Raw genomic sequence first — 25,590 nt, 5'->3', positions numbered from 1 at the left:
TTTTTTTTTTTTTTTTTTTTTCCCCCCCCCCCCCCCCCCCCGAAACCCAAAAAATGAGCTCAAACAATTGCTACGATCGGGGCTAAGAAAGCAGCCATCTCAATGAAATACAGTCTCAAGAAAAATAAAGCATTTCATCTCAATGTCCCAACGGGACGGCATTCTAAAGGATAGGATGCAAATCCTATCAAAAAAATATTAAATCTGATTAAGATTAGAAATAACATTTAAATAATCACAAATCAAAATTTAAAAATGAAACTGAAACACCTTCCACTTTTACTTCTCCCGTTATCCCTTAGCTTAAACGCTCAGGAAATAAAAGCCGAACTAAACAAAGAAATCAAGAGACAGGAAAATATTTCCTATATTCTTGATTATCCTCAAAAAGTCAAAGGGAATGTTCCGTTGATTGTATTTCTTCACGGTTCAGGAGAAAGAGGAAACGATTTGGAAAAAGTAAAAGCGCACAGCCCGTTTACGTATAAGAATTTGATTAAAGAGCCGGTGGCAATTTTAGCACCGCAATGTCCGGAAAATGAATGGTGGGATACGGTGACAGTTTACAATTTGATCAAAGAAATTCAGAGAAAATATAAAATTGATGCTTCCAGAATTTATCTTACCGGACTTTCCATGGGAGGTTGGGGGACGTTAAAATTAGCCATGGAGCATCCCGAAATGTTTGCATCAGTCGTTTCAGTTTGCGCACCGACCGACCGTGTGATGTATGCAAATATTCATCGATACAAAGATTTAAACATGAAAATCTTCCACGGCGGAATGGATGATGTCGTTTTACCTGAAAATGCATTTAATTTTTACCAAAAATTACACCCCATTAATCCATCAGTAGAACTGACGATTTTCCCTAATGACAATCACAATTCATGGGATTCAACCTACTCAAATCCCGCTTTATACGAGTGGATGTTGAGTAAAAGAAAAGAAAAATAATTTAGCGTAATATTCTAAGCAGGAAGCCTTTGCTGAATGAAACGCCTTTGCGAACGAAAATATGCAGGGTAATTTTAAACAAAAATCTTTGCAAACTTTGCGTTTAAAATAAATTATTATAAATTAAAACAAAAGAAAATATAATTTAAGAAGATAGATTTATGAAAAAGTTAATTGTAATCGCCACTTTAGCATTGGCACCTGTGTTCTCGGCACAGGAAATGGTCACGAAGCCCGTTCAGTCTTATCAGACGGCTCAGTACCAGTCGAAGAAAAAGGCTTTTGTTGATGCGCTTTTAGCAAAAATGACCTTAGACGAAAAAATCGGGCAGCTGAATTTACCAAGTTCAGGAGATTTTACAACAGGTTTGGCTAAAAGTTCCGACATCGGAAAAAAAGTGGAACAAGGTTTAGTCGGTGGATTATTCAATATAAAAGGAGCTGATAAAATCAAAGCCGTACAGAAAGTGGCAGTGGAAAACAGCCGTCTGAAAATTCCAATGATTTTCGGAATGGACGTAATTCACGGCTATGAAACTACTTTCCCGATTCCATTGGGATTAGCAGCTTCCTGGGACATGAATTTGGTTCAGCAGTCAGCAAGAGTGGCAGCAAAAGAAGCCGCGGCTGACGGAATCAACTGGACGTTCTCTCCAATGGTAGATATTTCCCGCGAACCGAGATGGGGAAGGGTTTCCGAAGGTTCCGGAGAAGATCCGTATTTAGGAAGTGAAATTTCTAAAAACATGGTGTACGGTTACCAAGGAAAAGACTTAGCAAACGGAACCAATATTTTGGCTTGTGTAAAGCACTTTGCATTATACGGAGCCGGAGAAGCGGGTAGAGATTACAATACCGTTGACATGAGCCACGTGAGAATGTTCAACGAATATTTTCCACCTTATAAAGCGGCGGTTGATGCAGGAGTAGCTTCGGTAATGGCTTCTTTCAACGAAGTGGACGGGGTTCCGGCAACTGGAAACAGATGGTTGCAGACTGAAGTACTGAGAAATCAGTGGAAATTCAAAGGTTTTGTAGTGACCGATTATACAGGCATCAACGAAATGGTAGACCACGGAATGGGGGATCTTCAGCAGGTTTCTGCATTGGCTTTGAAAGCCGGGGTTGATATGGATATGGTAGGTGAAGGCTTTTTAACAACATTGAAAAAATCTTTATCTGAAGGAAAAGTAACTCAGGCTGAAATAGATATGGCAACGAGAAGAATTCTTGAAGCAAAATATGATTTAGGTTTATTCGACAATCCATACAAACATGGTGATGCAAAATTAGCTGCCAAGGAAGTGTACAGTATGGAAAACCGTAATATTGCAAGAAATGTTGCGGCACAGTCGATGGTTTTGATGAAAAACGAAAATCAGGTATTGCCATTAAAAAAATCAGGGACGGTTGCGGTAATCGGACCATTGGTAAACAATTCAATGAACATGGCAGGAACTTGGAGTGTGGCTACAAAACACGCCATTTCTGTTAATTTAATTCAGGGACTTCAGGCTAATTATGGGAAGGACGTAAAATTCCTTTCTGCTAAAGGTGCCAACATCGATTATGATGCTAAATTAGAAGAAATCTACGCAGCTCACGGAAAGAAAACCGATAGAGATAACCGTTCAAAAGAAGAGTTATTGAAAGAAGCAGTTGACGTTGCCAATAAAGCCGATGTGATCGTTTTGGCCATCGGAGAATCTGCCGAAATGAGCGGTGAATCTTCTTCAAGAACCGAAATCACGATTCCTCAGTCACAGGTTGATTTATTAAATGAACTGAAAAAGACAGGAAAACCAATCGCAATGGTACTGTTTACAGGTCGTCCATTGGCTTTGACGAATGTAAAAGATACACCGGATGCTATTTTAAATGCTTGGTTCCCAGGTTCAGAAGCGGGAAATGCAATTGCAGACGTTCTTTTCGGAAAAGTAAATCCTTCTGGAAAACTTCCGATGACGTTCCCGAGAAGCTTAGGACAGGTTCCAATTTATTATAACGCTAAAAATACGGGTCGCCCGTTAGACCAAAAATTAGTTGATAAATGCGAATACCAAAGATTCCGTTCAAACTATATGGATGAATGTAACACACCTCTGTATCCGTTCGGTTATGGCTTGAGTTATACTAAATTCAATTATTCTGATGTTACGGTTTCTAATGCCAATCCAAAAGGAAATCAAACGATTCAGGCTTCAGTAACAGTAACTAATTCTGGAAACTATGACGGAGCTGAGGTAGTTCAATTATACATCAGAGATATGGTGGGAAGTATTACAAGACCGGTAAAAGAATTGAAAGGATTCCAGAAAGTATTATTGAAAAAAGGCGAATCTAAAAAGGTTACCTTCGATATTACTCCTGAAAATCTTAAATTCTACAATGGAGATTTGAAATACGATTGGGAAGCCGGAGATTTTGATATCATGATTGGCACCAACTCTGAAGAGGTGAAACATTCAAAAATCAACTGGACGAAATAAGTTAATTTAAATTCTAAAAATAAGCCTTGCAAATTTAATATTTGCAAGGCTTTTCAATTATTTATCTGCTGTAGAAACTATTTTTTTGTAAATTTTTCTGTATAGCTGTTTTTATCTGTTTTTATCTTAATGAAATAAATTCCTGGTAAAAGATTTTCAACATTCACATACCTTTCATTATTAAGGAATTCCCCTGATTGTACTTTCTGTCCTGAAAGTGAAAATATACTGTATTCAACAAGATTTTCTTTTGTTTTGATGTTCAGCAAATCTTTCGTTGGGATCGGAAACAATATCGGCTTTTCTAAACTCAATTGATTTTCCTGAGTTGAAAGTAAAGAACAGTTCGAAGTGACTAAAACATTTGCACCAACAGCTTGTTTTACCTTTATTGCATAAGTAGAAGCAGGATTATCAACACAAATACCCTGAAGCTGTGGCATGAGCTGGTAATCAGAATCGCTTAGCCAGATAATATTTTGGTTAAAGCCATTTTTCAGATTAATATATTTCATCAATTGATTTTTTAAAAAATTAACGTATTTAAGGTTGGGATTATTACTGAGGTCAATACTCGTAAAAAGGTTATTCCCGGCATCAAATCTGTATAATTGTGATAAATGGCTTACATTAATCGTGGGAATATAGTTATTGATAATCGATATTGCCTGTAGATTCGAATTATTTGAAAGATCTAAATTGGGCAAATTAGCAGTAGATGCATGAAATTCTTCCAAAAGAGGCTGATTCTGCAGATTAATGCCATTTACAAAATTATCGTTAGTAATATCCAGAAACTTCAGTAAAGTATTGTTGGTAAGATTCAATGAAGTTATCGCAGTAGATCCCAAAAATAAACGTTCAAGAGCCAGGTTGCTGCTTACATTGATTGATGGGATCATAGTATGGCCACCGATATTTAATATTTTCAGTGCAGGATTTTGACTCACATCCAGTGTTAAAATGCTTGTCGTAATGTTTGTGTTTTTTTGTAAAACCAGCTCCTCCAGAAGCGGGTTTTGTGTAACATTTATACTCGTTAAGTTATTATTGTTTATCCATAACTTTTTCAAGACAGGATTTTGTGATACATCAATGGTTGAAAGCCCTCCGCTGGGTGTCCCTTCAATAATGATTTCTTCTAAAAGAGGCTTGTTAAGCACATTGAGTGGCGTATTGGGTGCTAAACCGATATTCAGATATTTAAGCTGTGTCAATCCTGTAAGATTGGCAGAGGTGACTGCTGTACCAAATCCTAATCTTACATTTTGAAGCTGAGTATTCTGACTGAGATCAACCGGAGCCGTGATAGGATTGTTTTTAATCATTAATGTGGTAAGATTGGTATAATATTCAATTCCAGCCAGATTGGTAATATTGTTATTGGTATCGATAAAAATAGCAGTTGCATTTTGTGCTTCACTTACGGAGATTTGTCCGTCACCATTGACATCGTGGTAAGGAAGCAGTGCATTCTTAAAATTAACATCAGCAAAATTGATGTTTTGTGATAAAAAAAGATTGGCTGATAAGAAAAAAGCAATATAAAATAGTTTTGTTCTCATATAATTATTGTTTAGGTAGTATTTTTATGATAATTAATTTTTCACGAAATTTAGATATTTATATTCATATTACAAAAATTAATCAATAATTGTTGATTTATTGAGGATTTGCCAATAAAACTTAATGTTATCAATATGACAAATGATTTTTTCAGCACTATAGTTTCTGACAACAGATGGAACGAAACTTTGGAATTTTACTTTTAACTAAATAAGAAAAGTAAGATATGGAATGAAGTAAAGTATATTTTGATTACTTTTAAAATAGATTGTCAGTTTAAATTTCAATGAAGGATTTTACAAATAAGCGATCATGATGTAACGTTTTATCTGTTTATAACGTCTTATATAATATAAGTTAACCAAAATCCATGAAATATGAATTTAAATTCCAGAATTTTCTGTGTTACACAAGTTGTAATTACAAGTCTTATGATGAATGCACAAACTACCGAAAATAAATTGCCGGGAGATCCGACATTGGTTTCATCCAAAGCTACAATAGAAAAGCTTATTTCTTTTGATAAAGGAAATTTTAAATACAAAGTTGAAGATTATTTTGCCAGGCCAAAAGCTTCACAATTTAAAATCTCTCCGGACGGGCAATACTTATCTTACAAAGAAAAAGATAAGGACAGTAAAAATCATGTTTATGTAAAAGATTTAAAATCCGGTGCTGTTACAAAAGCATTGGTTGAAAAAGATGATCTGATCAGAAGCTATGGCTGGCTTGATAAAAAGCGATTGTTTTATACCCAGGATAAAGGTGGAAACGAAAATATCCATCTGTATGCTGCCGATATTGACGGGAAAAATTTAAAAGATTTAACGCCGTATGAAGGTATTACCTTAAATTCTGTACGATTAATCAAAGACACTGAGTTTGTTATTGTCACCATGAATAAAAACAACAAACAGATTTTTGAGCCTTACAGAATCAATTTCAATACGGGTGAAACTACTCAACTGTACGAAAATAAGGATGTAAAAAGTCCGATTGATGACTATCTTTTCGACAGGGAAGGAAACCTGAGAGGTTATACCATTCTTGAAAACGGTTTAACGACAAAACTGTATTACAAAGATTTACAGACCGGTAAATTTAATCTCGTTAAAGCGACTGATTGGAAAGATACTTTCAGCGTGATTGGCTTTAATGACAATTCTAAAAATAAAGATGAGGTTTACTTGGTAACCAATATAGACAGCGACAAATCCAGAATTGTACTGTATGATTTAAAGAAGAATGCGATTATTAAAGAGGTGTATTCCAATCCTACTTTCGACGTGTATTCGATTTCGCAGGCAGGAAAAAGCAGAAATTATGAATTGGATTACATCAGTTATAACGGAATCAAAAGCGAAACCATTCCGGTAAGCAAATTTTATAAGGAAATTCATGATAAGCTGACTTCTGAATTCGGTGATAAACAGTTTGGTATAGCTTCTTCCGACGATAAAAATGAAAAATTACTGGTTATGGTCGATAGTGATAAACTATATGGAAAATACTATGAGTATGATACAAAATCGAAGACAACCAAGCTTCTATTTGACTTAATGCCTCAGTTAAAAGAAGAAGATATGGCCGAAATGCGTCCAATCGAATTCAAAAGCAGAGACGGACTCACCATTCACGGATATATTACATTACCAAAAGCTGCATTGAAAGGCGAAAAAGTTCCTTTAATCGTTAATCCTCATGGTGGGCCGCAAGGAATCCGAGATGATTGGGGTTTTAATCCTGAAACACAATTATTTGCAAGCAGAGGATATGCAACTTTGCAGGTAAATTTCAGAATTTCTGGTGGTTACGGAAAAGAATTTCAAAAATCAGGATACAAGCAAATCGGCCGTAAAGCAATGGATGATGTGGAAGACGGTGTAAAATATGCAATCGAACAAGGCTGGATTGATAAAAACAAAGTGGCGATTTACGGAGGAAGTCATGGTGGTTATGCAACGTTGATGGGATTGATCAAAACTCCTGATTTATATTCTTGTGGTGTTGACTACGTAGGAGTTTCTAATATCTTCACGTTCTTTGATTCCTTCCCTGAATACTGGAAGCCTTACAAAGAAATGGTGAAGCAGATCTGGTACGACTTAGATAATCCGAAAGAAGCTGAAATAGCAAAAGAAGTTTCGCCGGTTTTCCAGATTGATAAAATTAAGAAGCCTTTATTTGTGGTTCAGGGCGCAAATGATCCTAGAGTGAACATCAATGAATCGGACCAAATTGTTAAAGCTTTAAGAAGTAAAGGATTTGAAGTTCCTTATATGGTAAAGTATGATGAAGGACACGGTTTTGGAAAAGAGCCTAACAGAATTGAATTTTATAAAGCAATGTTAGGTTTCTTTGCAGAAAATTTTAATAAATAAGACCAATAATTTTTATAATTAACTTAACGGGAAGTATTTTGCTTTCCGTTTTTTTGTTTAAACACAAATAAGCACTAATTTTTTTCACAAATATCACTCATACTGTTTTTAAATTCAAATTGTGAAATTTGCGAGGAAATATTTGTGTCGTTGATGTTTAAAAAACATCGATAAATAAAAGAAAAACTGAAATTTCAAAAAAATATTTTAAATTTATTAAAGTAAAACAAAAAGTACAGTCGTCATATCAATATGGAGATTGTCGAAAAATTACCGATGCCACAGAAGGAAAAGGAAAACATTATTTCTCAGACCGTATCAAATTACGGTGGAAAACTGATGTCTTTCATTCGCCCTAAAGTGAAGAATACCGAAGATGCGGAAGATATTCTGCAGGAAGTCTGGTATCAGTTCAGCAGTCTTACCAATCTCTCAGAAATTGTAAATGTCGGAGGCTGGTTGTATAGAGTTACTGCCAATAAAATCACCGATAAATACAGAAAGAAAAAAACACAAAATCTTGAAGACTTTGTATACGAAGATGAAGATGGTGAGTTTTCTATAAAAGATATTTTGCTGATGGATGAAAGTGCAGGCCCGGAAGTTAAAATGTTTCAGGATGAAATTTGGAAAAAACTTTTTGAGGCATTGGAAGAACTTCCCGAAAAACAAAAACTGGTTTACACTGAAAACGAATTAAACGATAAAACTTTACAGCAAATTGCAGATGAACAGGGTGAAAATATTAAAACCATCATCAGCCGGAAAAATTATGCAGTAAAGCATTTGAGAAACAGATTGAGAAAGCTATACGAAGATTTAAATAATTAGAAATAATAGAAATGAATAATAAATATAAAAAAGGCTGGATATTCTTTTTACTATGTCCGCCACTGATTTTCCTTGCAGTGTCATACATCGTGATGTTGCTCTGGAACTGTCTTTTGCCTGAAATTCTGGGTGCGAAATCGATTACTTTTTGGCAGGCTATGGGAATCCTTGTTTTAAGTAAAATTCTTTTTGGAGGGTTTCACGGGAAATTCGGACAGGGAATGCGTGAACTGAAAGAAAAAAAGATGCGTGAAAGAATGCGTGAATTGTCACCAGAAGAACGGGAAAAATTTAAAGAAGCTTGGAGAAACCGATGTGAAAGCGGATTTTTCAACAGAAACAAATAAACCATCGAATCGTTAAAATTTTTAGAAATCGCTATGAAATTATTATAGTTTTTTGACATAACAAAGTGGCGATTGCATATGACCTTTAAAAAAATAGAAAAGACATATGAAGTAGTAAAGTAAAAATTAAAACGAATTCGTCTATATAAAAAAGTATCAACTTATTAATCATCAAAAAACATTGCTTTCATCGCTGAGTGAAACGTCTTTGCGAACCTTAAAACAGTTGGCTGGAAAAAAAACTTTGCGGACTTTGCGTTTAAATATTTTTGATTTAAATAACAGATATTTTAAAATTCAACGTAGTAAAATTTAAAATTAAGAAAATGAAAAATTCAGTAGTAAAAGGTATTTTAGGAGCTGTTGCTGTTGCTGTTGCTGTTGCAGGAGTTGCCGTGATTGCCAAAAAAGTAATTCAAAGAAAAAGATTCGTAAAAGGTATTTTTGAAGAATACGGAATCAAAGAAAGATCTCCATTTGCATTGGCTGATAAAATCAGAGAAATGGATGAAGAGCAGTATCAGGAACTGAAAGGGAAGTTCAAAAAAGAATTTGCTTCAAAATGCTGTCACAAAAACTTCGACAGAAAAGAAGAAAAATTTGCGGAAGCATAAAATATTAAACTAAATTGAAATTGTTAAATTCCGGCGCAAAAGTGTGTCGGAATTTTTTTTGCCATGAATACTCGAACATTAAATCATTCTGCTACTATTTCAGTCAAGAAAATACATTCCAAATCAAATTCATACATTTTTACGTAAGAATTCTTTGTCTTTGTTGAGTGAAATCGAAGATTCGACGTAGTCAAACGCCTTTGCGACCAAAAAGTATTTTCAATCATTTAAAAAATCTTAGCGAACTTTGCGTTTAAAAATTGCATTCAAAATCACAAAATTCCCTATTTTTGTTAGCCTAAATGAAAGACTACTACTATTTTCTCGGGATTTCTCAAGATGCTTCAGAAGAAGACATCAAAAAATCTTACAGAAAGCTTTCATTGAAATATCATCCCGATAAAAACGAAAACGACGATTTTTTTGCAGACCGTTTCAGAGAAATTCAGGAAGCTTATGAAACTTTAAGTGACCGAAGCCGAAGAAAGACGTATGACCAAAACTTAGAAAATCATCAGAAGAGTTTCAGATATAATGTTCCGCCTGCGATAAAGACTTTTACAGCCAATAAAATTCATGCAAAAAAAGGAGAGGAGATTATCATCAATTGGCAGACAAGCAATGCAGATATCGTAAAAGTTTTACCTTTCGGGCTTGAAAAAGCTTATGGAGAAAGGATTTTTAAAATTACAGAATTTAAAGAAGGGAAATTTCAGATTCTGCTTCATGCAACCAATTCTCTTTTACACAAGACAGTAGTTCAGGGAATTACGATAACCGAAGTTTTTGAATCAGATGGTGAGAAATTCAGAGATAAAACAGAAGAATTATTCAAGTCACAACCGAGGACGGTTACAAATCCTCACGGACAGCCAAAAATTTTCAGAATAATTTTAGCAGTTGTATTTTTAATTTTGGCGATTTATTTTTTAATCAGGAATTTTGCATAAGATTCAAGATTCTGAGTTTTCGAATTGCAAACTTCCAGCATCCATCATCCAGCAAAAAATATCTACGCCATTTTCTTTCTTCCCGGGCATTTTTTACATCTTTTACCTTTTTTGAATTTTTTGCAGCACGACTTTTTATCACCACATGACATTTCTTCATGATTAAAACTGTACGCTGGTGTAAGTGCAGGAACTTTGAAAGGAATAATTGTATTCATACTGCAAATATATTAATTTAGAATAAATATAATTAAATAAATTTTTATTTACTTTAAATGCTGATTATTAAAGGTTTTTTAAAAGATAATAATGTAATTTTCGTTGTTTTTAACTAAAAATATTTTACCAAAATAATTGACTGATAAGATTTAACACCAATTTAATACAGGTTGTACAATCACGTAAAAAATCGTAATTTTACGAATCTTTTTTACAAACAAAATCTAATAAATAAAAATGAATACAGAACAGTTTGTGAGCCGTCACATTTCCCTAAATGAAGCTGATAAACAGGCGATGTTGGAAAAAATTGGCGTTTCAAATATCGAAGAGTTAATTTCTCAGACCATCCCGTCGTCTATCCGTTTAGAAAAGGATTTGAACATTTCAGAGCCGCTTTCAGAATACCAGATGCTGATCCATTCTCAGGAATTGGCAGCTAAAAATACCGATTACACGAGTTATATCGGTTTCGGATATCACAATACGTTGTTACCATCGGCAATTCAGAGAAATATCTTTGAAAATCCGAGCTGGTATACTGCTTATACACCTTATCAGGCTGAAATTGCACAAGGAAGATTAGAAGCTTTGCTTAATTATCAGACTGTTGTTTGTGATTTAACTGGCTTTGCACTGGCAAATGCATCTTTATTGGATGAATCTACAGCTGCTGCAGAGGCTATGCATATGTTCTTTAATAACAGGACGAAAGATCAGAAAAAAGGAGGTGCAAATAAGTTCTTCGTTTCTGATTTGGTTTTGCCACAAACTATTTCAGTATTAAAAACGAAAGCTGAAGGTTTAGAAATAGAAATTGTAATTGGTGACCATAAAACGCATCAGTTTGATAATTCATATTATGGAGTTCTGTTACAATATCCTGGTAAAAACGGAATTGTTTTAGATTATACAGAAGACATTACAGAATACAAAAAATTAAATCTTCAGGTTGTTGTTGCTTGTGATCCTATGGCTTTGGTGAAATTGAAATCTCCGGCTACAATGGGTGCAGATTGTGCTGTTGGAACTTCTCAGAGATTTGGTATTCCATTGGGTTACGGAGGTCCCCATGCAGCGTTCTTTGCTTGTAAAGAAGACTACAAAAGAGATATTCCGGGAAGAATCATCGGGGTTTCTCAGGATATGTACGGAAAACGTGCGTTAAGAATGGCTTTGCAGACAAGAGAGCAGCATATTAAGAGAGAAAAAGCAACTTCAAATATCTGTACAGCACAGGTTCTTTTGGCGGTAATGGCAGGAATGTATGCTGTTTATCATGGGCCGAAAGGATTAAACTATATCGCAGATCAAATTCATTTTAAAGCAAATGCTCTGAAAGGAGGATTAAAAGCTTTAGGTTATCAGACCGTTGAAGAGCCAATCTTCGATACAGTTAAAATTCTGATGAGTGAAGATGAGAAAGCGAAACTCACCAGAATGATGCTTGATCATAAACTGAATCTGAACTACTTCACTGAAGGCGTTGTAAGCATTGCCATCAATGAAAGTACAACATTGGAAAAATTAAACGTTCTGATGGCTTCTTTTGCTCAGTTTAAAGATAAACAGACTTTCAAATTAGAAATAAAAGAAGGATACAGCATTCCTGAAGAGAATTTAAGAAAAGACGAAATTCTTACAGAAGAAGTATTCAACAAATATCATACAGAGACCGAATTGATGCGTTACATCAAACGTCTGGAAAGAAAAGATTTATCTTTAACACATTCAATGATTTCTTTGGGATCTTGTACCATGAAGCTGAATGCAGCTACACAAATGTTGCCATTATCTTGGGCAGAGTGGGGAAGTGTACATCCTTTTGTACCGGTAAATCAGGCTGGAGGTTATCAGCAAATGATTCATGAACTGGAAAAAGATTTAGCTGAAATCACAGGTTTTGCAGGAACTTCTTTACAGCCAAACTCTGGAGCTCAGGGAGAATATGCAGGTTTAATGGTAATCAGAGAATATCATATTTCAAGAGGAGAAGGCCACAGAAATGTAGTATTAATCCCTCAGTCTGCACACGGAACAAACCCGGCTTCTGCAGCAATGGCAGGAATGAAGATTGTTGTTGTTAAAAACTTAGAAAACGGAGAAATTGATTTCGAAGATTTAAAAGCGAAAACCGAGCAGCATTCTGAAAATCTTTCTTGTGTAATGATCACGTATCCGTCAACTTACGGATTCTTCGATGCCAATATTAAAGAAATTACCGCTTTAATTCACCAACATGGAGGGCAGGTTTATATGGACGGAGCAAACATGAATGCTCAGGTAGGTTATACAAGTCCTGGAAATATTGGTGCAGATGTTTGTCACCTGAATCTTCATAAAACTTTTGCCATTCCACACGGTGGAGGAGGTCCTGGAGTTGGCCCGATCTGTGTAGCGAAACATTTGGTTCCGTTCTTGCCAACCAATGCAAACATTAATGTAGGTTCTAAAGAGGCAATCGAAGGAATTTCTGCAGCACCTTACGGTTCAGGATTGATTTTAAATATTTCTTATGCTTATATCAAAATGCTTGGGACTGCAGGTTTGAAAAAAGCAACTGAACATGCAATTTTAAATGCTAATTATTTAAAAGAAATTTTAGCTGAGCATTTCCCGATTTTATATTCAAACGAAAACGGAAAAGTAGCGCACGAATGTATCGTTGATTTCAGACAATTTAAGTCTTTAGGAATTGAGGTTGCTGATGTTGCGAAGAGATTGATGGATTATGGTTTCCATGCTCCTACAGTTTCTTTCCCTGTTGCAGGAACTTTAATGATCGAACCAACTGAGTCTGAAAGCAAAGCAGAAATCGATCGTTTTGCAGAAGCTTTAATTTCTATCAAACAGGAAATTGACGAGATCGCAAACGGTGAAGCGGATTCTGCAAACAATGTTCTGAAAAATGCTCCTCACACTGAGCAGATCGTTATTTCTGATTCTTGGGATAAACCATACAGCAGAGAAAAAGCAGCTTATCCGTTGGATTGGGTAAGAGACCACAAATTCTTTGCTTCTGTATCAAGAGTCGACGAAGCTTATGGAGACAGAAACTTAGTTTGTACTTGTGAGCCGATTGAAGCTTATATGTAATTGAGTTTTTAGATATATTAAAAATCCCTTTCGGTTTTGAGAGGGATTTTTGATTTTATTTCCAAAGTAAATCTTCCAAAACTTTTTTCATTCCATTACACTGATCCTCGTTGGTGAAAAATACATAGCCAAATTTTTTCTCAGGATTGATCATAAAAGAAGATGTGTAGCCTAAATTGTTTCCGCCATGCCAGAAATTTTCTGAATTATTGATTTTGACAACAGCAAGACCTAAAGTCCATGAACTGATGCCAAAATACTGAGCAATAGGGTGATTTTTCTCTAATTGAATTTCAGTTTTAAACATTTCAGCGTATTTTTTTTGCTGATTCATTAAACTGATTAAAAACTGTCCGTAATTTTCTATATTCGCATACATTCCACCCGCTGAATCAAAAAGTGATCTGTCCCTTTCATCTTTTACCAGCTGTTTTTTCTGGTATCCTTTTGCAAGATTCTCTTCAGCTTTATCGGTAACAATAAAATGAAAATCTTTCAGCTTTAATGGCTTGGAAACTTCATTCTGAAATATATTGTCAAGATTTTTTAAGGAAGAGCCAGATAGTTCTGCAATCACTTTCGCAAGATACATGAACGCTTCTCCGGAATAGGAAAACTTTTGTCCTGGCTCAGACTCCAGCTTCATTTTTTCAGTTTCACTCCAGTTAGGTAATCCTGTAGTATGACTTAAAACCATTCTGGCTGTAATCTTTTTATATCGCTCATCCGCAATATTTTCGTTCGGAAGGTATTCGAAAAGAGGTCTGTCGAGATTTAGTTTCCCTTCTTTGGCTAATGTTAAAACGAAAAAAGCGAAAACAGGCTTAGATAAAGATGCTGCCTCAAAAAATGTAGAATGATCTACTTTCTTTTTCAATGCAATATCAGCGTAACCAAACCCCTTGTTGTAAACAATCTTGTTATCATTAATTACGCCAACAGACATTCCCTGAACCTGTAACGAATCCATAGCATGCTGAATTTTAGTTTCAAATTCTTTGATGCTGATATTTTTTCCACTGAAATTTTTCAGCTGTGCAAAACTCAATAAACCGGTAATTAGAGTGAAGATCAATAAAACTTTTTTCATGTTCATATGTCTGTTGATCTTCAAAAATAATATTATTCTTGCGAACCACAAAAGTTTTTATTTACATAAAAATCTGCTTCCTGAGAAACAGATTCAATATTTGTGAAAGTTTAAACTTAATTATTCATTACCGATAAGTTCACTTTAATATTATTTCTTGTTGCATTAGAATAAGGACAGATTTCGTGGGCTTTTTCCGTTAAAGCCTGTGCTTCTTCAATCGAAACTCCGGGAATATTCACATCCAGTTCAACGGCTAATCCGAAACCTCCGTTTTCTAATTGTCCGATGCTTACTAATGCTGTAACGGTTGTTTCTCCGGTTCTTGTTTTTGATAAGCTAATGACTCTGTTCAAAGCACTGTCGAAACACGCTGAATATCCTGCTGCAAAAAGCATTTCAGGATTGGTAAAATCATCGTTTGCACCCCCTAAAGCTTTTGGCATTCTTACTTCTAAATCAAGAATTCCGTTTTCACTTTTTACCTGGCCGTTTCTGCCTCCTTTTGCGGTAACTTTTGTTGTATATAAGGTTTTCATTTATTTTTCTATTTTGGTTAATATTTTTTGGACACTTTCTTTCAGCGCTATCCAGTCTTCTTTCGTGACATCTATTTTGCTGTGAATCTTTTCGGGAATCTCACATGCCTTTTGCTGAAGAGCCTTCCCTGATTCTGTGATGAATACTTCAACCACTCTTTCATCTTCTTTTTTTCTTTTTCGCTGGATAAATCCTTTGGCTTCCAATCTTTTTAAAAGAGGAGTCAGTGTACCGCTGTCTAAATACAGTTTTTCTCCAATGCTGTTCACAGCAAGACCATCATTTTCCCACAAGACCATCATGACAAGATATTGTGGGTAGGTAATGTCGAGCTCATCAAGAAACGGACGGTAAAGTCCTGTAATCTCCTTTGCAATTACATATAGCGGGAAGCAAATTTGATTTTTTAATTGTAAAGATTCTGAATTTTCCATACGATTGAAAAATGAAAGTGGGATGTTTTATTTTTTAATAATGAATTCTTCCATCGGAATACGAACTTTCTTCATAGAAGCCAGCCAGTCTTTCTCTTCGTCTCTGTAACCAAGATAAAGCAAACTTACACTTTTTAACCCTAATTCTTTTAATCCCAGAATTTCATCAACGACTTCATTGCTGAAACCTTCTGCAGGCGTACTGTCGATTTTCAGTTCTGCTGCTTGTGCCATTGCCAATCCTAAAGCGATATAAGTCTGTCTTGCCGTATGTGCAAAATGTTCTTCGGGAGTCTGAGCACCGTATAATTGTTTGATTTTATCGGTATAGCTGCTGAAACGTCCTCTAGGTAAGTCTCTTACATCGGTATGATAATCATAAACTTTGTCAATTTTTTCATCGGAATAGCTATCCCAGGCTGCAAAAACCAAAACGTGAGAAGAATCTCTCATTACTTCAGGGTTAAGTGCTCCTTTTACCATCTTTTCTTTTAATTCCTGATTTTCAACCACAATAATTCTAAACGGTTGTAATCCTGATGAAGTCGGAGCCAGTCTTGCTGCTTCTAAAATTTTATTTAAATCTTCTTCAGTTACTTTTTTTGTTGAATCATAAGCTTTTACTGCGTGTCTCCAGTTCAAATTTTCTATTAATGACATTTTGATAAATTTTTATTTTGAATTGTACGTTGCAAATTTACTGCCAAATTTAATTGCACACAATTTAATTTTATAAAATACTATTGTTGATGAAATCTATGAGCTCAAAATCTAATTAATTAAAAACTGTATCATCGATACAGTTTTTACATATTCTTTTTATTTAATCGCTAAGTAAATTATGCCAACAAGTATGAATATTTTAGCTATAGATTTTAAAGTTAACAATTGATTCGATGTCGAAGTTACTGCAATAGTTTCACAATTTCCGTATATTTTTTCTCCTTTGCAATATCTAAAGCCGTTTTACCGCTATTGTTTTTTATGGTTAAATCAGGTTTGTACTGGAGAAGGAATTTTACTGTTGCTAAATCTCCTTTTTGAACACAGTACATTAAAGGAGTATCGTTATCTTTGTCAACATTGTTGATGTTGGCTCCGTTTTTTATAAGATATTCTGCAATGTCAGTAAAGCCTTTCCCTATCGATGAAGCAAAAGGGGTTGCTTTATCACTGGCTTGTACATCAACTTCTGCTTTATTTTCGACCAAAAGTTTTATAATCTCCAATTTATTGTTTCTTGCAGCAAATCTTAAGGCTGTCCAACCGTTTACGTCTTGATAATTAGGATTGGCATTATTCTTAAGAAGTATTTCGACGATTTTTGTATACCCTTCCTGAGAAGCAATATTCAGCGGGTTTGCTGTCGTTTTTAAAGGCTTGTTGACATCGGCACCTTTTGCAATCAACAATTCGACAAGTTTTTCATTTCCTTTTCCTGCAGCTGCATAAAGAGGCGTTATCTGATATTCTTTTGATAACTGATTTACATCTTCTTTTTCCAAAAGCTTACTCACTTTTTCGATGTCCTCATCAGCAATTGCCTTAAATATTTTTTGAGAATGAGCTGAAGTGAAGACAATTAATATAAGTGCTACAACAAAAATTTTTGTTTTCATAGGATTTGTTATTTTTAAGCCAAATATAAATTATAGATTCAAATAAATATATTTCTAAATTGTATTTTTATTTGTGAAAAACTCAATGATATTTTCTCTTTTCAATAATTCATCAACAAAGTTTTTCAAAGTAGTGGAAGTTAAATTTTTTTCAGATTTAATTTGAATACTTCGTAAACTTCCATCTTTTTGAGGTGCAATTAAAATAACATTTCCATACTTCAAATTATATAACTTCATGTTGACAATAGCAAACTCATCATTTTCAAGGGTGGAAAAAGCAGAAAAATCAATTTTACTGTTTGAAGTTTTTACAAAACCTTGGCAAATCGCGTCAGGAAAATTTCTTGAAACAACCTGCGTTCTCATTTTAGGATTCTCTTTATCACCCACAAAATCGGTCAACACCAAAATAGTAAAGAAAATTCTGTCATTTTCATTCACCCGATATGCATTCAGACTACTTTTTCCTTCAGAAAAGCCGGCATAGGCAATATTTTTTCCTTTAAGATCTGCACCTTTTATGTTTGTGAGTGTGCCTAAACCTGCAAAAGAATTTTTACTGATGCTGTCATAATCGGGATAGGCGAAAATTCCATAGGTAAATGGTCCCATTTCTTTTTTTTCTTCCTTTAATTCCTCGGTTACTCTTTTAAGGTCTAAAGCATTTTCCTGATTTTGTACCTTAATTTGCTTCTCTCTGATTTTATTCTGAAGCTGCTTGTCTTGCGCTTGAGTAAAGGCGAAAACAATAATTGAAAAAATAGTAAATAGGGTCCTCATGTATTTAGAATAAATATTTTCTGTTGGAATAAAGTTTTTACTGCCAAAAACAGACTGTTTTAAATTTTTTTCGCTAAAAATAAATAATTATTCGAAAGGAAACAATTTAATTCAATGTGGAATGACAAAAATAAAAAACCTGAGCTCGGGATAGGGCTATCTAAAACGCAAAGCTAAACAAAAGTATTAATCACATGATTTCAAATATTTAAGATATACAAAGGCGTAAACTTATCAAAGCAATACAAAATTCTTGTAACGGGGATACAAAAAATGAAAAGTACTTTGATAATGATTTATATAAAAGAAGATTCAAGATAGAGAAGGCCAATGCTTGGTTGGATAGTTTCAAAGCGCTGTTAATAAGATTTGAAACATTGAATATCACTTGGATAAATCTACATTATTTGGCTTTCTTTATCTTGTTTCTAAGAAAAATAAAAGTTTAAACAGGTTTTTGGTGTGAAAAAACTGTATCAACCGACACAGTTTTTTTATCTATTTTAGTAAATCGCTCTTGAGAATAATATCCTTAATTTTAGTTTCAAAGTAATAGTAGAGATCGCTGTCTTCATTCATCTGATTTTCCAGAATAATAATGTTGACATCACTTTTAGGGATATAGATATTAAGAGAAGCAAAACCATCTCCTAATCCCGTATGTCCGAAATACTGAACATCATGATCTTTCACAATTCTGATGTTATAGCCGTATCCCATTTTATCTTTTCCGAAAACATCATGCTGTGACATTGCGGATGGAGTTGTCATCAACTGATACATTTTAGGACTTAAGATTTTTCCTTTATGAAGATTACTGTTCCAGACGGAAAGGTCTTTTACGGTGGTGACAACTCCGTCTGCAGGAAGGTTTTCATCATTGATGAAAGATTCTTGAACCAGGCTGAAAATATTATTTTTTACCATATGCCCTGAAACAAGACTTTTTCGGTTTTCCTTTGAATAGCAGAACGTATTTTTCATACCTAATTGCTGGAACAGGTTATTTGCCAATTCAGTATAAGTTGTATGAGAAACGTTTTCAATGATTTTTCCTAAGAGAATATTAGACAGGTTTCCGTATTTGAAATCAGATCCAGGTTTGAATAATAAAGGCTTTTCAAGATCAGCAATTCCATGTGTATGATTTAATAATTGATGAACCGTTACAGAATCTGCCCACGTTTGGGTAAGATGAGGTAAATATTTTTTGATAGATGATTGTAAATCTACTTTTCCCTGCTCGACCTGTTTTAACAATAAAACAGCCGTAATCTGTTTGGTGTTTGACATGATTTCAAACTGATCATTGAGCTTTAGAGGAGTTTTTGTATTCACATTTTGAAAACCGTAGGCTTTTGAATATTGTGTTTTTCTGTTTTTAGTAATGAGAATTACACCGTTGAATGTTCTGGGAGTTTTGGTTGTTATTAAGCTGTCAATTTTATTTGTAAGTTTCGTCTGAGCAGAGAAATTTAAAAATAAGATGATAAATAAAAAAGAAAGTACTCTGAAATTTTGTGACATAAAGAGATCGTGTTTGGTGAAATGAAAAACAAAGGGAATGATTATTTTATTTTAATAAACTTGACGGGCGTTTCTTTTTTTAGGTGATTCTTAAAACCTATTGTTATGGTATCAAGTTTCTCTCTAAGGCTGATGTCATCATAATTAAGACTTAGACTGGAATCATGAATTCCACCGTTATCCGAATAAAAATTAATGAATTGACCGTAGTCATCTTCCATAGCCAGCATTTTTTCTCCGGTCTTTATATTTTTCAGTTTTATAATAAAAGAAAAAAAGTTTTTATTGATTGTCAGATCCTTTTTCGAATTAAATTTAAAGGTTGTAAAGGCATCTTCAAGATAATATTCTGAATTATTAATGGTCACAATTCTTTGGGAAGGTCTGTAAATATGAATTAATAATTTATCATTTTTTGCCTCTTCAATTGTACTGGGTAGAGAAGTGAGATCAGAACCTACACATGAATATAAAAAAAGAGCTGTTGATGAGAGGAGAAATTTTAAAATTTTCATTCGAATGTTTTTTCAAAGATACTTAATAAAAAAACTGAATTCCGCAAGAATCGGATTTTTTAAAAGCTGGTGTTTTTGAAACTTTGCATTATTATTTTAAACGATAAACAATGCAAAGATTTACAAAGAAATCTGCCTTAATCACAGGCGGAACAAACGGGATGGGATTCGCAACAGCGCAACAATTTATCAAGGAAGGCGGAACGGCGATTATTACAGGAAGGAGTGAGGAAACCGTTAACAAGGCATTAGAAAAATTAGGAAAAAATGCTTTTGGAATTGTTTCCGATGCCGGCAATATGAGTGACTTAATGAATCTCCGAAATGAAGTCAAAAAACACACGGATAATATTGACTTTGTGTTTGCCAATGCAGGTTACGGAAGATTTTCACCGATCGAAAATGTGGACGAAAATCATTTTGATGAATTATTCAATATGTTGGTAAAAGGTTCTTTTTTCACGGTTCAGCAGATGTTACCGTTGATGAAAAAGGGAAGCTCTGTGATTTTCAATACCTCCGTTGCTACTGAAATTGCAATGCCTAATTTTTCAGTTTATTCTGCGGCGAAATCAGCGGTACAGTCTTTTATCAAAACATTCGTAACGGAACTAACAGAAAGAGGAATCCGGGTGAATGGAGTAAGCGCAGGTCATATCAAAACGAATATTTTTCACAATACTGGTTTAGATTCAGCACAAATCGAAGAAGCGGTCAAAAATATTATTCCTACCATTCCTTTTAAAAGACAAGGTGAGCCATCAGAAATTGCAAATGCTGTACTTTTCCTGGCTTCGGAAGAGGCTTCGTATATTCATGGCGCAGAACTAAAAGTGGATGCGGGGATTTCGGTGATAAGATAATAATAAAAAATCTCCTATGTTTACAATATTAAAACATAGGAGATATTTATTTTACTAATAAAAGACTTTTTATTATTTATAATTTAATTCAGCCTTAAAAACATCCGTAAAATGTTTCCTGATTTTAGCTTTAATGTCTTCCATTTCTTCGGGAGTCAAATCTCTTTCAAGCTCTCTTTTTAAAGAAGTGACTTGCTTATCTTTGATTCCACAAGGAATGATGTATTCAAAATAACGCATATCCGTATTCACATTCAAGGCAAAACCATGTAAAGTTACCCAGCGTGAAGCTTTTACGCCCATTGCGCAGATTTTTCTGGCGTAAGGTTTTCCTACATCCAGCCAGACTCCTGTTTCTCCCGGAGAGCGTTCTCCTTTTAAACCGTATTCTGCAATGGTTCTGATGATCACTTCTTCAAGATTTCGCATGTATTTATGAATATCCGTAAAGAAATTTTCAAGGTCTAAAATCGGGTAGCCCACAATTTGCCCGTACCCGTGATACGTAATATCTCCGCCGCGGTTTACTTTTACGAAAGTGGCGTCGATTTCCTTTAACTGATCCATTCCGGCCAGCATATTTTCTTCATGCCCGCTTTTTCCCAATGTATACACATGCGGATGTTCAACTAAAAGAAAATGGTTGGGAGTTGTGCTATGTTCTTCTGCAGGTAAGTCGCGATTCTTTATTTTCGTATCAATAATATCTTTCATCAGTTGTTCCTGATAATCCCAAGCGGGTTGATATTCTTTTATGCCTAAATCTTCGAATTCTACTACTTTATTCTGAATTGTGTTCATACCATTTTTTGAATACACAAATTTAGTGATTTTTATGCTGGTATGGAATGGACAAAATCTATGGCGTTTATTCCTGAATCTCTATTTTGTAAAGCTTAATCAGACAGTTTTCAGGATTTGCCTTCTTACTCTTGACAACGTTTCTCTCGACATCCCAAGGTAAGAGGCGATCATATGCAGAGTAACTCTGTTGAGCAAATCAGTATGATTTTTAATAAAATGTAAATATTTATCTTCAGGAGTATTGCTGATATTCACCAATAGCCTGTTATTGATTTCCATTGTTTTTTTTGTTAAAAGCTCCTCAATAAAAATACTGAGTGCAGGAATTTCTTCCCGAAGCTGATGGAAATCTTCAAGATTGAATACAAAAACTTCAGAAAGCTCCAATGCTTCAATATTCAGTTTTGAGGGCATATTAGTATAGAAACTTTCAGGATCTGTAGTCCATGACATTTCATTTACAAACTGCAGAATATGCTCACTTCCGTCTTCGGAGATAGAATAATTCCGAAGAAGTCCTTTAGCAACAAAAATTTTTAAGTTACAGATATCTCCCTGCCTGCAAATCATTTCCTTACGTGGAAGCGTGATTAATTTACTTTTTTCTAAAATTAAATTAAACTTTTCATCCGTTAGATCAGGAAGGACCTTCTGGAAATATTTTTTAAAGATTTCTGACATTTTTAAATAGAAATTATGTTTAAAATTACTCCTTTTTAATGAAACTGTGGTTAAATTGTGTCAAATGACCTATTTTTAAGAATACACTAAAGCTACATTTGTACTAGAAATTTTAACACAATACATATAATATGAAAGTTTTTGTAACAGGAACTTCAGGATTTGTAGGCTCTGCAGTCGTAAAAGAATTAATAGCAAACGGACATCAGGTAACAGGATTGGCCCGCTCAGAGGAATCTGCGAAATCTATTTCAGAAGCCGGAGCAGAAGTTCTGATGGGAGATTTGGAAAATTTTGATATTTTACAGAAAGGAGCGAGAGAAGCGGATGGGGTTATTCACACTGCTTTTATTCACGATTTTTCAGATTACCAAAGTAATGCACTCAAAGATGAGAGAGCTATTGAAGCTATGGGAGAAGTTCTGAAAGGAACAGATAAACCTATTGTTGTTACAGGAGGAGCATTAGGATTACCGCTTATTAATGGGAAAATCACTGAAGAAAGCAAAGCACCTGCGGAATCAATCCGGTTTTCTGAAAAAGCTTTTGTGAGTTTGACGGAAGTAGGTGTTAATGTATCTATTGTACGTCTTTCCCCAAGTGTTTATGGGAATTCTGAACATGGTTTCAAAGGAGGTTTTGGCGCAATGCTGGCAGAACTGGCAAAAACAAAAGGAACAGCAGCATATATAGAAGATGGAAGTAATGTTTGGCCAACAATTCATCGTCTGGATGCTGCGAAATTGTTTCGTTTAGCGCTCGAGAAAGGGGAAAAAGGAGCAAGATACAATTGCTGTTAACCATGATAAGCAGTTATCGATGAAAGAATTTGCAGAGTATATAGGTGAAAAACTACATATTCCGGTGCAATCTTTTTCCAAAGAAGAAGCCTCACAATATTTTACCTGGATGACGTATTTTGTGCAGGAAAATTGTCCGGCAACAAGTTTGCAAACCCAGGAAAAACTGGGCTGGAAACCCTCCGAGAAAAGCTTTGTTGAAGAATTAGAAAAGTATTTCTTTTAAATGATAAACAGTCTTATTTCTCAGGGAATAAGACTGCTTTTTTTAGTTCTTTATACTTTTGATGAAGCTCTGTGCTTTGTCTTTCCAATCTCTATTTTGCAAAAGGATATTCACAAAGGCAGTCCCGATGATTCCGCCGTCTGCTTTTTCGGTTACATTTTCGAAATCTTCTTTAGATTTAATTCCAAAACCAACCAGGACCGGATTTTGTAATGGGAGAGAAGCTAATCTTGAAAGATATTCTTCGTTTTTTAAAACCGTATTGTCGTTTCCTGTTGTAGAAGATGAACTTACGGCATATAAAAATCCGGAACTTAAAGAATCCAGATAGAGAATTCTTTCATCCGAAGTTTCCGGGGTCACCAGAAATGTGAAATTGAGATGGTATTTCTCTAAAATTTCTTGGTAATTTTTCTCAAATTCAATAGGCGGTAAGTCAGGAATAATTAGCCCTGAAACTACGCTTTCAGCACATTCCCGACAAAATTTTTCAAATCCGAAACTTAAAACAGGATTGATATATCCCATTAAAATAACCGGAATTTTGATCTCTTCTTTAATCGATTTTAATTGTGAGAATAGTTTTTCAATATTCATTCCGTTTTTCAAAGCCAGTTCATGAGCTTGGGAAATCACTGGTCCATCTGCAACAGGATCGGAATAGGGCATTCCGATTTCGATCATATCGGCTGCATCCTGAATGGTTTTTATAATATCGGCAGTATCTTCCAACTGTGGAATTCCTGCGGTGAAGTAGATGTTGAGAAGCTTGGGCTGGATGTTGGATGCTGGAAGTTGGGTGTTATCTTGATGTGTAGATTTCATTTTTTTTAATTTTATATAATTGATTATGTTTGATAGGATTTTATCCTATCCTTTAGAAGGTGGTCCCGTTGGGACTTTGATGATGTTTTGATTTTATGCGTGAATTAAACATCCGTTTTCAAGCTTCCATCATCCAGTCTTTTCAAATATGTTTCTATATCCTTATCACCACGACCACTCAGGCAAATCACAACAATCTCATCCTGATTGAATTTCTTTTTATCCAAAACCGCCAAAGCATGAGCGCTTTCCAAAGCGGGTATAATACCTTCCAGTTTTGTAAGATCAAATGCTGATTGTAAAGCTTCATCATCATTAATACAGAAAAACTCAGCTCTTTTTTCTTTAAATAAATGGGCGTGAAAAGGCCCGATTCCGGGATAATCCAAACCTGCTGAAATAGAATGGGGCTCGATGACCTGTCCGTCTTCTGTCTGCATCACCAAGCTTTTACTTCCGTGTAAAACACCTAATGTTCCCAAAAAAGTAGTGGCGGCAGATTTTCCTGAATCAATCCCAAAACCTCCTGCTTCCGCGGCAATAATTTTCACATTTTCTTCTTCCACGAAATGGTAGAAAGCTCCGGCTGCATTACTTCCGCCACCAACGCAGGCAATGATATAGTCAGGATTTTGTTTTCCAGTCTGTTCGAGAAGCTGTTCCTTAATTTCTTTTGAGATGATACTCTGAAATCTTGCCACCAAATCAGGGAAAGGATGCGGACCAACTACGCTTCCAATCACATAATGAGTAGTCACAGGATTGTTGATCCAGTCTTTTAAGGCTTCATTCACAGCATCTTTCAAGGTTTTTGAACCCGAAGTTGCGGCTACGACTTTAGCGCCTAACATTTTCATTCTTGCTACATTCGGAGCTTGTCTTTGAATATCGATTTCGCCCATATAAACAATACATTCAAGACCCAATAAGGCACAAGCCGTTGCCGTTGCAACGCCGTGTTGTCCGGCTCCGGTTTCTGCAATAATTCTGCTTTTTCCTAAACGTTTTGCCAATAAAACCTGTCCTAAAGCGTTATTGATTTTGTGTGCTCCGGTGTGATTGAGATCTTCTCTTTTTAAATAAACATTTGTATTGTATTTTTTACTTAAATTCTTACCAAAATAAAGTGGGGTGGCGCGACCAACATAATTTTTCAGCAAATCCTGATATTCATTTTGAAATTCTTCCGATTCAATAATCTTAAGATAATTTTTTTGCAACTCTTCAACATTCGGATAGAGCATTTCGGGGATGAAAGCTCCGCCAAATTCTCCGTAATATCCGTTTTCGTCGGGGTTTTTATAATTCATGATTTTGTATTTATCATTTAGAAAGAGTCCCGAAGGGACGATTTATTAAAGGATAGGACGTGAGTCCTATTAATTTACATGTTATATTATATTATATTATATTATATTATATTATATTATATT

The 25,590-nt window shown here is 34.9% G+C and carries 25 protein-coding genes; 11 read left to right on the top strand and 14 right to left on the bottom strand.

What is annotated here, in order from left to right; all coding sequences use genetic code 11:
• The first annotated feature begins 255 nt into the window (after positions 1–255).
• A complete protein-coding gene (locus ACR1PN_RS19165; RefSeq protein WP_433981338.1) occupies positions 256–957 on the top strand; it encodes a prolyl oligopeptidase family serine peptidase in 702 nt (233 codons plus the stop codon).
• 161 nt (positions 958–1,118) lie between these two features.
• Complete coding sequence (bglX, locus tag ACR1PN_RS19160; protein ID WP_433981337.1) at positions 1,119–3,446, top strand: beta-glucosidase BglX; 2,328 nt, start codon at positions 1,119–1,121, stop codon at positions 3,444–3,446.
• A gap of 77 nt (positions 3,447–3,523) precedes the next feature.
• Here the strand turns inward: bglX and ACR1PN_RS19155 are convergent, their stop codons facing one another.
• Positions 3,524–5,011 (bottom strand): T9SS type A sorting domain-containing protein, encoded by a 1,488-nt coding sequence (locus ACR1PN_RS19155; protein ID WP_433981336.1) that lies wholly within the window; start codon positions 5,009–5,011, stop codon positions 3,524–3,526.
• A gap of 378 nt (positions 5,012–5,389) precedes the next feature.
• Here ACR1PN_RS19155 and ACR1PN_RS19150 point away from each other — a divergent pair, with 378 nt between their 5' ends.
• From ACR1PN_RS19150 to ACR1PN_RS19130, 5 genes are all read left to right on the top strand, one after another.
• Positions 5,390–7,393, top strand: a complete 2,004-nt coding sequence (locus ACR1PN_RS19150) for a prolyl oligopeptidase family serine peptidase (protein ID WP_433981335.1) — start codon at positions 5,390–5,392, stop codon at positions 7,391–7,393.
• A gap of 276 nt (positions 7,394–7,669) precedes the next feature.
• Positions 7,670–8,224 carry an RNA polymerase sigma factor gene (locus ACR1PN_RS19145; protein WP_433981334.1) on the top strand — a complete coding sequence of 185 codons (555 nt, stop codon included), beginning with the start codon at positions 7,670–7,672 and terminating at the stop codon, positions 8,222–8,224.
• Positions 8,225–8,235: 11 nt separating this feature from the next.
• Positions 8,236–8,571, top strand: coding sequence for a hypothetical protein (locus ACR1PN_RS19140; protein WP_378182477.1), 336 nt, complete (start codon positions 8,236–8,238; stop codon positions 8,569–8,571).
• A gap of 326 nt (positions 8,572–8,897) precedes the next feature.
• Positions 8,898–9,185: a hypothetical protein gene (locus ACR1PN_RS19135; protein WP_433981333.1), complete on the top strand. Its 288-nt coding sequence runs from the start codon at positions 8,898–8,900 to the stop codon at positions 9,183–9,185.
• Between the two features lie 302 nt (positions 9,186–9,487).
• Positions 9,488–10,135 (top strand): J domain-containing protein, encoded by a 648-nt coding sequence (locus ACR1PN_RS19130; RefSeq protein WP_433981332.1) that lies wholly within the window; start codon positions 9,488–9,490, stop codon positions 10,133–10,135.
• A 62-nt stretch (positions 10,136–10,197) separates the two neighbouring features.
• On the opposite strand, the gene ACR1PN_RS19125 is transcribed toward ACR1PN_RS19130, so the two are convergent.
• On the bottom strand, positions 10,198–10,353 hold the full coding sequence (locus ACR1PN_RS19125; RefSeq protein ID WP_378182486.1) for a hypothetical protein: 156 nt from the start codon (positions 10,351–10,353) through the stop codon (positions 10,198–10,200).
• A 238-nt stretch (positions 10,354–10,591) separates the two neighbouring features.
• Between ACR1PN_RS19125 and gcvP the strand changes: the two genes are divergently transcribed.
• On the top strand, positions 10,592–13,450 hold the full coding sequence (gene gcvP / locus ACR1PN_RS19120) for an aminomethyl-transferring glycine dehydrogenase (protein ID WP_433981331.1): 2,859 nt from the start codon (positions 10,592–10,594) through the stop codon (positions 13,448–13,450).
• Between the two features lie 55 nt (positions 13,451–13,505).
• On the opposite strand, the gene ACR1PN_RS19115 is transcribed toward gcvP, so the two are convergent.
• From ACR1PN_RS19115 to ACR1PN_RS19080, 8 genes are all read right to left on the bottom strand, one after another.
• Positions 13,506–14,540, bottom strand: a complete 1,035-nt coding sequence (locus ACR1PN_RS19115) for a serine hydrolase domain-containing protein (RefSeq protein ID WP_433981330.1) — start codon at positions 14,538–14,540, stop codon at positions 13,506–13,508.
• A gap of 116 nt (positions 14,541–14,656) precedes the next feature.
• Complete coding sequence (locus tag ACR1PN_RS19110; RefSeq protein WP_433981329.1) at positions 14,657–15,079, bottom strand: organic hydroperoxide resistance protein; 423 nt, start codon at positions 15,077–15,079, stop codon at positions 14,657–14,659.
• A complete protein-coding gene (locus tag ACR1PN_RS19105) occupies positions 15,080–15,514 on the bottom strand; it encodes a MarR family winged helix-turn-helix transcriptional regulator (protein ID WP_433981328.1) in 435 nt (144 codons plus the stop codon).
• A 27-nt stretch (positions 15,515–15,541) separates the two neighbouring features.
• The gene (locus ACR1PN_RS19100) at positions 15,542–16,174 is read right to left on the bottom strand and encodes an NAD(P)H-dependent oxidoreductase (protein ID WP_433981327.1); all 633 of its coding nucleotides are present in this window, start codon (positions 16,172–16,174) and stop codon (positions 15,542–15,544) included.
• Positions 16,175–16,419: 245 nt separating this feature from the next.
• On the bottom strand, positions 16,420–17,133 hold the full coding sequence (locus tag ACR1PN_RS19095; RefSeq protein ID WP_433981326.1) for an ankyrin repeat domain-containing protein: 714 nt from the start codon (positions 17,131–17,133) through the stop codon (positions 16,420–16,422).
• Between the two features lie 54 nt (positions 17,134–17,187).
• Positions 17,188–17,916, bottom strand: coding sequence for a hypothetical protein (locus ACR1PN_RS19090; RefSeq protein ID WP_433981325.1), 729 nt, complete (start codon positions 17,914–17,916; stop codon positions 17,188–17,190).
• 498 nt (positions 17,917–18,414) lie between these two features.
• Positions 18,415–19,443, bottom strand: coding sequence for a serine hydrolase domain-containing protein (locus ACR1PN_RS19085; RefSeq protein ID WP_433981324.1), 1,029 nt, complete (start codon positions 19,441–19,443; stop codon positions 18,415–18,417).
• Positions 19,444–19,484: 41 nt separating this feature from the next.
• A complete protein-coding gene (locus ACR1PN_RS19080) occupies positions 19,485–19,958 on the bottom strand; it encodes a hypothetical protein (RefSeq protein WP_433981323.1) in 474 nt (157 codons plus the stop codon).
• A 110-nt stretch (positions 19,959–20,068) separates the two neighbouring features.
• On the opposite strand from ACR1PN_RS19080, the gene ACR1PN_RS19075 reads away from it, so the two are divergent.
• Positions 20,069–20,821 (top strand): SDR family oxidoreductase, encoded by a 753-nt coding sequence (locus ACR1PN_RS19075; RefSeq protein ID WP_433981322.1) that lies wholly within the window; start codon positions 20,069–20,071, stop codon positions 20,819–20,821.
• A gap of 72 nt (positions 20,822–20,893) precedes the next feature.
• Here ACR1PN_RS19075 and lipB read toward each other — a convergent pair whose 3' ends face one another.
• A complete protein-coding gene (gene lipB / locus ACR1PN_RS19070) occupies positions 20,894–21,622 on the bottom strand; it encodes a lipoyl(octanoyl) transferase LipB (protein ID WP_433981321.1) in 729 nt (242 codons plus the stop codon).
• Between the two features lie 99 nt (positions 21,623–21,721).
• The gene (locus ACR1PN_RS19065) at positions 21,722–22,306 is read right to left on the bottom strand and encodes a Crp/Fnr family transcriptional regulator (protein ID WP_433981320.1); all 585 of its coding nucleotides are present in this window, start codon (positions 22,304–22,306) and stop codon (positions 21,722–21,724) included.
• Positions 22,307–22,437: 131 nt separating this feature from the next.
• Here ACR1PN_RS19065 and ACR1PN_RS19060 point away from each other — a divergent pair, with 131 nt between their 5' ends.
• Together ACR1PN_RS19060 and ACR1PN_RS19055 are read left to right on the top strand one after the other, a co-directional pair.
• Positions 22,438–23,106 carry an NAD-dependent epimerase/dehydratase family protein gene (locus tag ACR1PN_RS19060; RefSeq protein WP_433981319.1) on the top strand — a complete coding sequence of 223 codons (669 nt, stop codon included), beginning with the start codon at positions 22,438–22,440 and terminating at the stop codon, positions 23,104–23,106.
• Positions 23,107–23,125: 19 nt separating this feature from the next.
• Positions 23,126–23,332, top strand: coding sequence for a hypothetical protein (locus tag ACR1PN_RS19055; RefSeq protein WP_433981318.1), 207 nt, complete (start codon positions 23,126–23,128; stop codon positions 23,330–23,332).
• 42 nt (positions 23,333–23,374) lie between these two features.
• Here the strand turns inward: ACR1PN_RS19055 and trpA are convergent, their stop codons facing one another.
• Positions 23,375–24,157 (bottom strand): tryptophan synthase subunit alpha, encoded by a 783-nt coding sequence (gene trpA / locus ACR1PN_RS19050; RefSeq protein WP_433981317.1) that lies wholly within the window; start codon positions 24,155–24,157, stop codon positions 23,375–23,377.
• Between the two features lie 104 nt (positions 24,158–24,261).
• Positions 24,262–25,467, bottom strand: coding sequence for a tryptophan synthase subunit beta (gene trpB / locus ACR1PN_RS19045; RefSeq protein ID WP_433981316.1), 1,206 nt, complete (start codon positions 25,465–25,467; stop codon positions 24,262–24,264).
• Positions 25,468–25,590: the final 123 nt, after the last annotated feature.

It is taken from the genome of Chryseobacterium sp. RLHN22 (assembly GCF_051011795.1).
Lineage (GTDB): Bacteria > Bacteroidota > Bacteroidia > Flavobacteriales > Weeksellaceae > Chryseobacterium > Chryseobacterium zhengzhouense.
Note: the sequence above shows the minus strand (reverse complement) of the source record. Positions and strands in the feature narration are given on the sequence as shown.

What these genes read in the sequence shown, in the direction of transcription:
- ACR1PN_RS19110 (WP_433981329.1), bottom strand. Translation starts at nt 15,079, where the DNA reads ATGAAAACCTTATATACAACAAAAGTTACCGCAAAAGGAGGCAGAAAC.
- ACR1PN_RS19080 (WP_433981323.1), bottom strand. Translation starts at nt 19,958, where the DNA reads ATGAAAATTTTAAAATTTCTCCTCTCATCAACAGCTCTTTTTTTATAT.
- ACR1PN_RS19105 (WP_433981328.1), bottom strand. Translation starts at nt 15,514, where the DNA reads ATGGAAAATTCAGAATCTTTACAATTAAAAAATCAAATTTGCTTCCCG.
- trpB (WP_433981316.1), bottom strand. Translation starts at nt 25,467, where the DNA reads ATGAATTATAAAAACCCCGACGAAAACGGATATTACGGAGAATTTGGC.
- ACR1PN_RS19095 (WP_433981326.1), bottom strand. Translation starts at nt 17,133, where the DNA reads ATGAAAACAAAAATTTTTGTTGTAGCACTTATATTAATTGTCTTCACT.
- ACR1PN_RS19145 (WP_433981334.1), top strand. Translation starts at nt 7,670, where the DNA reads ATGCCACAGAAGGAAAAGGAAAACATTATTTCTCAGACCGTATCAAAT.
- ACR1PN_RS19060 (WP_433981319.1), top strand. Translation starts at nt 22,438, where the DNA reads ATGAAAGTTTTTGTAACAGGAACTTCAGGATTTGTAGGCTCTGCAGTC.
- ACR1PN_RS19115 (WP_433981330.1), bottom strand. Translation starts at nt 14,540, where the DNA reads ATGAAAAAAGTTTTATTGATCTTCACTCTAATTACCGGTTTATTGAGT.
- ACR1PN_RS19100 (WP_433981327.1), bottom strand. Translation starts at nt 16,174, where the DNA reads ATGTCATTAATAGAAAATTTGAACTGGAGACACGCAGTAAAAGCTTAT.
- ACR1PN_RS19085 (WP_433981324.1), bottom strand. Translation starts at nt 19,443, where the DNA reads ATGTCACAAAATTTCAGAGTACTTTCTTTTTTATTTATCATCTTATTT.
- ACR1PN_RS19055 (WP_433981318.1), top strand. Translation starts at nt 23,126, where the DNA reads ATGAAAGAATTTGCAGAGTATATAGGTGAAAAACTACATATTCCGGTG.
- gcvP (WP_433981331.1), top strand. Translation starts at nt 10,592, where the DNA reads ATGAATACAGAACAGTTTGTGAGCCGTCACATTTCCCTAAATGAAGCT.
- lipB (WP_433981321.1), bottom strand. Translation starts at nt 21,622, where the DNA reads ATGAACACAATTCAGAATAAAGTAGTAGAATTCGAAGATTTAGGCATA.
- ACR1PN_RS19090 (WP_433981325.1), bottom strand. Translation starts at nt 17,916, where the DNA reads ATGAGGACCCTATTTACTATTTTTTCAATTATTGTTTTCGCCTTTACT.
- ACR1PN_RS19140 (WP_378182477.1), top strand. Translation starts at nt 8,236, where the DNA reads ATGAATAATAAATATAAAAAAGGCTGGATATTCTTTTTACTATGTCCG.
- bglX (WP_433981337.1), top strand. Translation starts at nt 1,119, where the DNA reads ATGAAAAAGTTAATTGTAATCGCCACTTTAGCATTGGCACCTGTGTTC.
- ACR1PN_RS19135 (WP_433981333.1), top strand. Translation starts at nt 8,898, where the DNA reads ATGAAAAATTCAGTAGTAAAAGGTATTTTAGGAGCTGTTGCTGTTGCT.
- ACR1PN_RS19155 (WP_433981336.1), bottom strand. Translation starts at nt 5,011, where the DNA reads ATGAGAACAAAACTATTTTATATTGCTTTTTTCTTATCAGCCAATCTT.
- ACR1PN_RS19065 (WP_433981320.1), bottom strand. Translation starts at nt 22,306, where the DNA reads ATGTCAGAAATCTTTAAAAAATATTTCCAGAAGGTCCTTCCTGATCTA.
- ACR1PN_RS19165 (WP_433981338.1), top strand. Translation starts at nt 256, where the DNA reads ATGAAACTGAAACACCTTCCACTTTTACTTCTCCCGTTATCCCTTAGC.
- ACR1PN_RS19150 (WP_433981335.1), top strand. Translation starts at nt 5,390, where the DNA reads ATGAATTTAAATTCCAGAATTTTCTGTGTTACACAAGTTGTAATTACA.
- ACR1PN_RS19125 (WP_378182486.1), bottom strand. Translation starts at nt 10,353, where the DNA reads ATGAATACAATTATTCCTTTCAAAGTTCCTGCACTTACACCAGCGTAC.
- ACR1PN_RS19075 (WP_433981322.1), top strand. Translation starts at nt 20,069, where the DNA reads ATGCAAAGATTTACAAAGAAATCTGCCTTAATCACAGGCGGAACAAAC.
- trpA (WP_433981317.1), bottom strand. Translation starts at nt 24,157, where the DNA reads ATGAAATCTACACATCAAGATAACACCCAACTTCCAGCATCCAACATC.
- ACR1PN_RS19130 (WP_433981332.1), top strand. Translation starts at nt 9,488, where the DNA reads ATGAAAGACTACTACTATTTTCTCGGGATTTCTCAAGATGCTTCAGAA.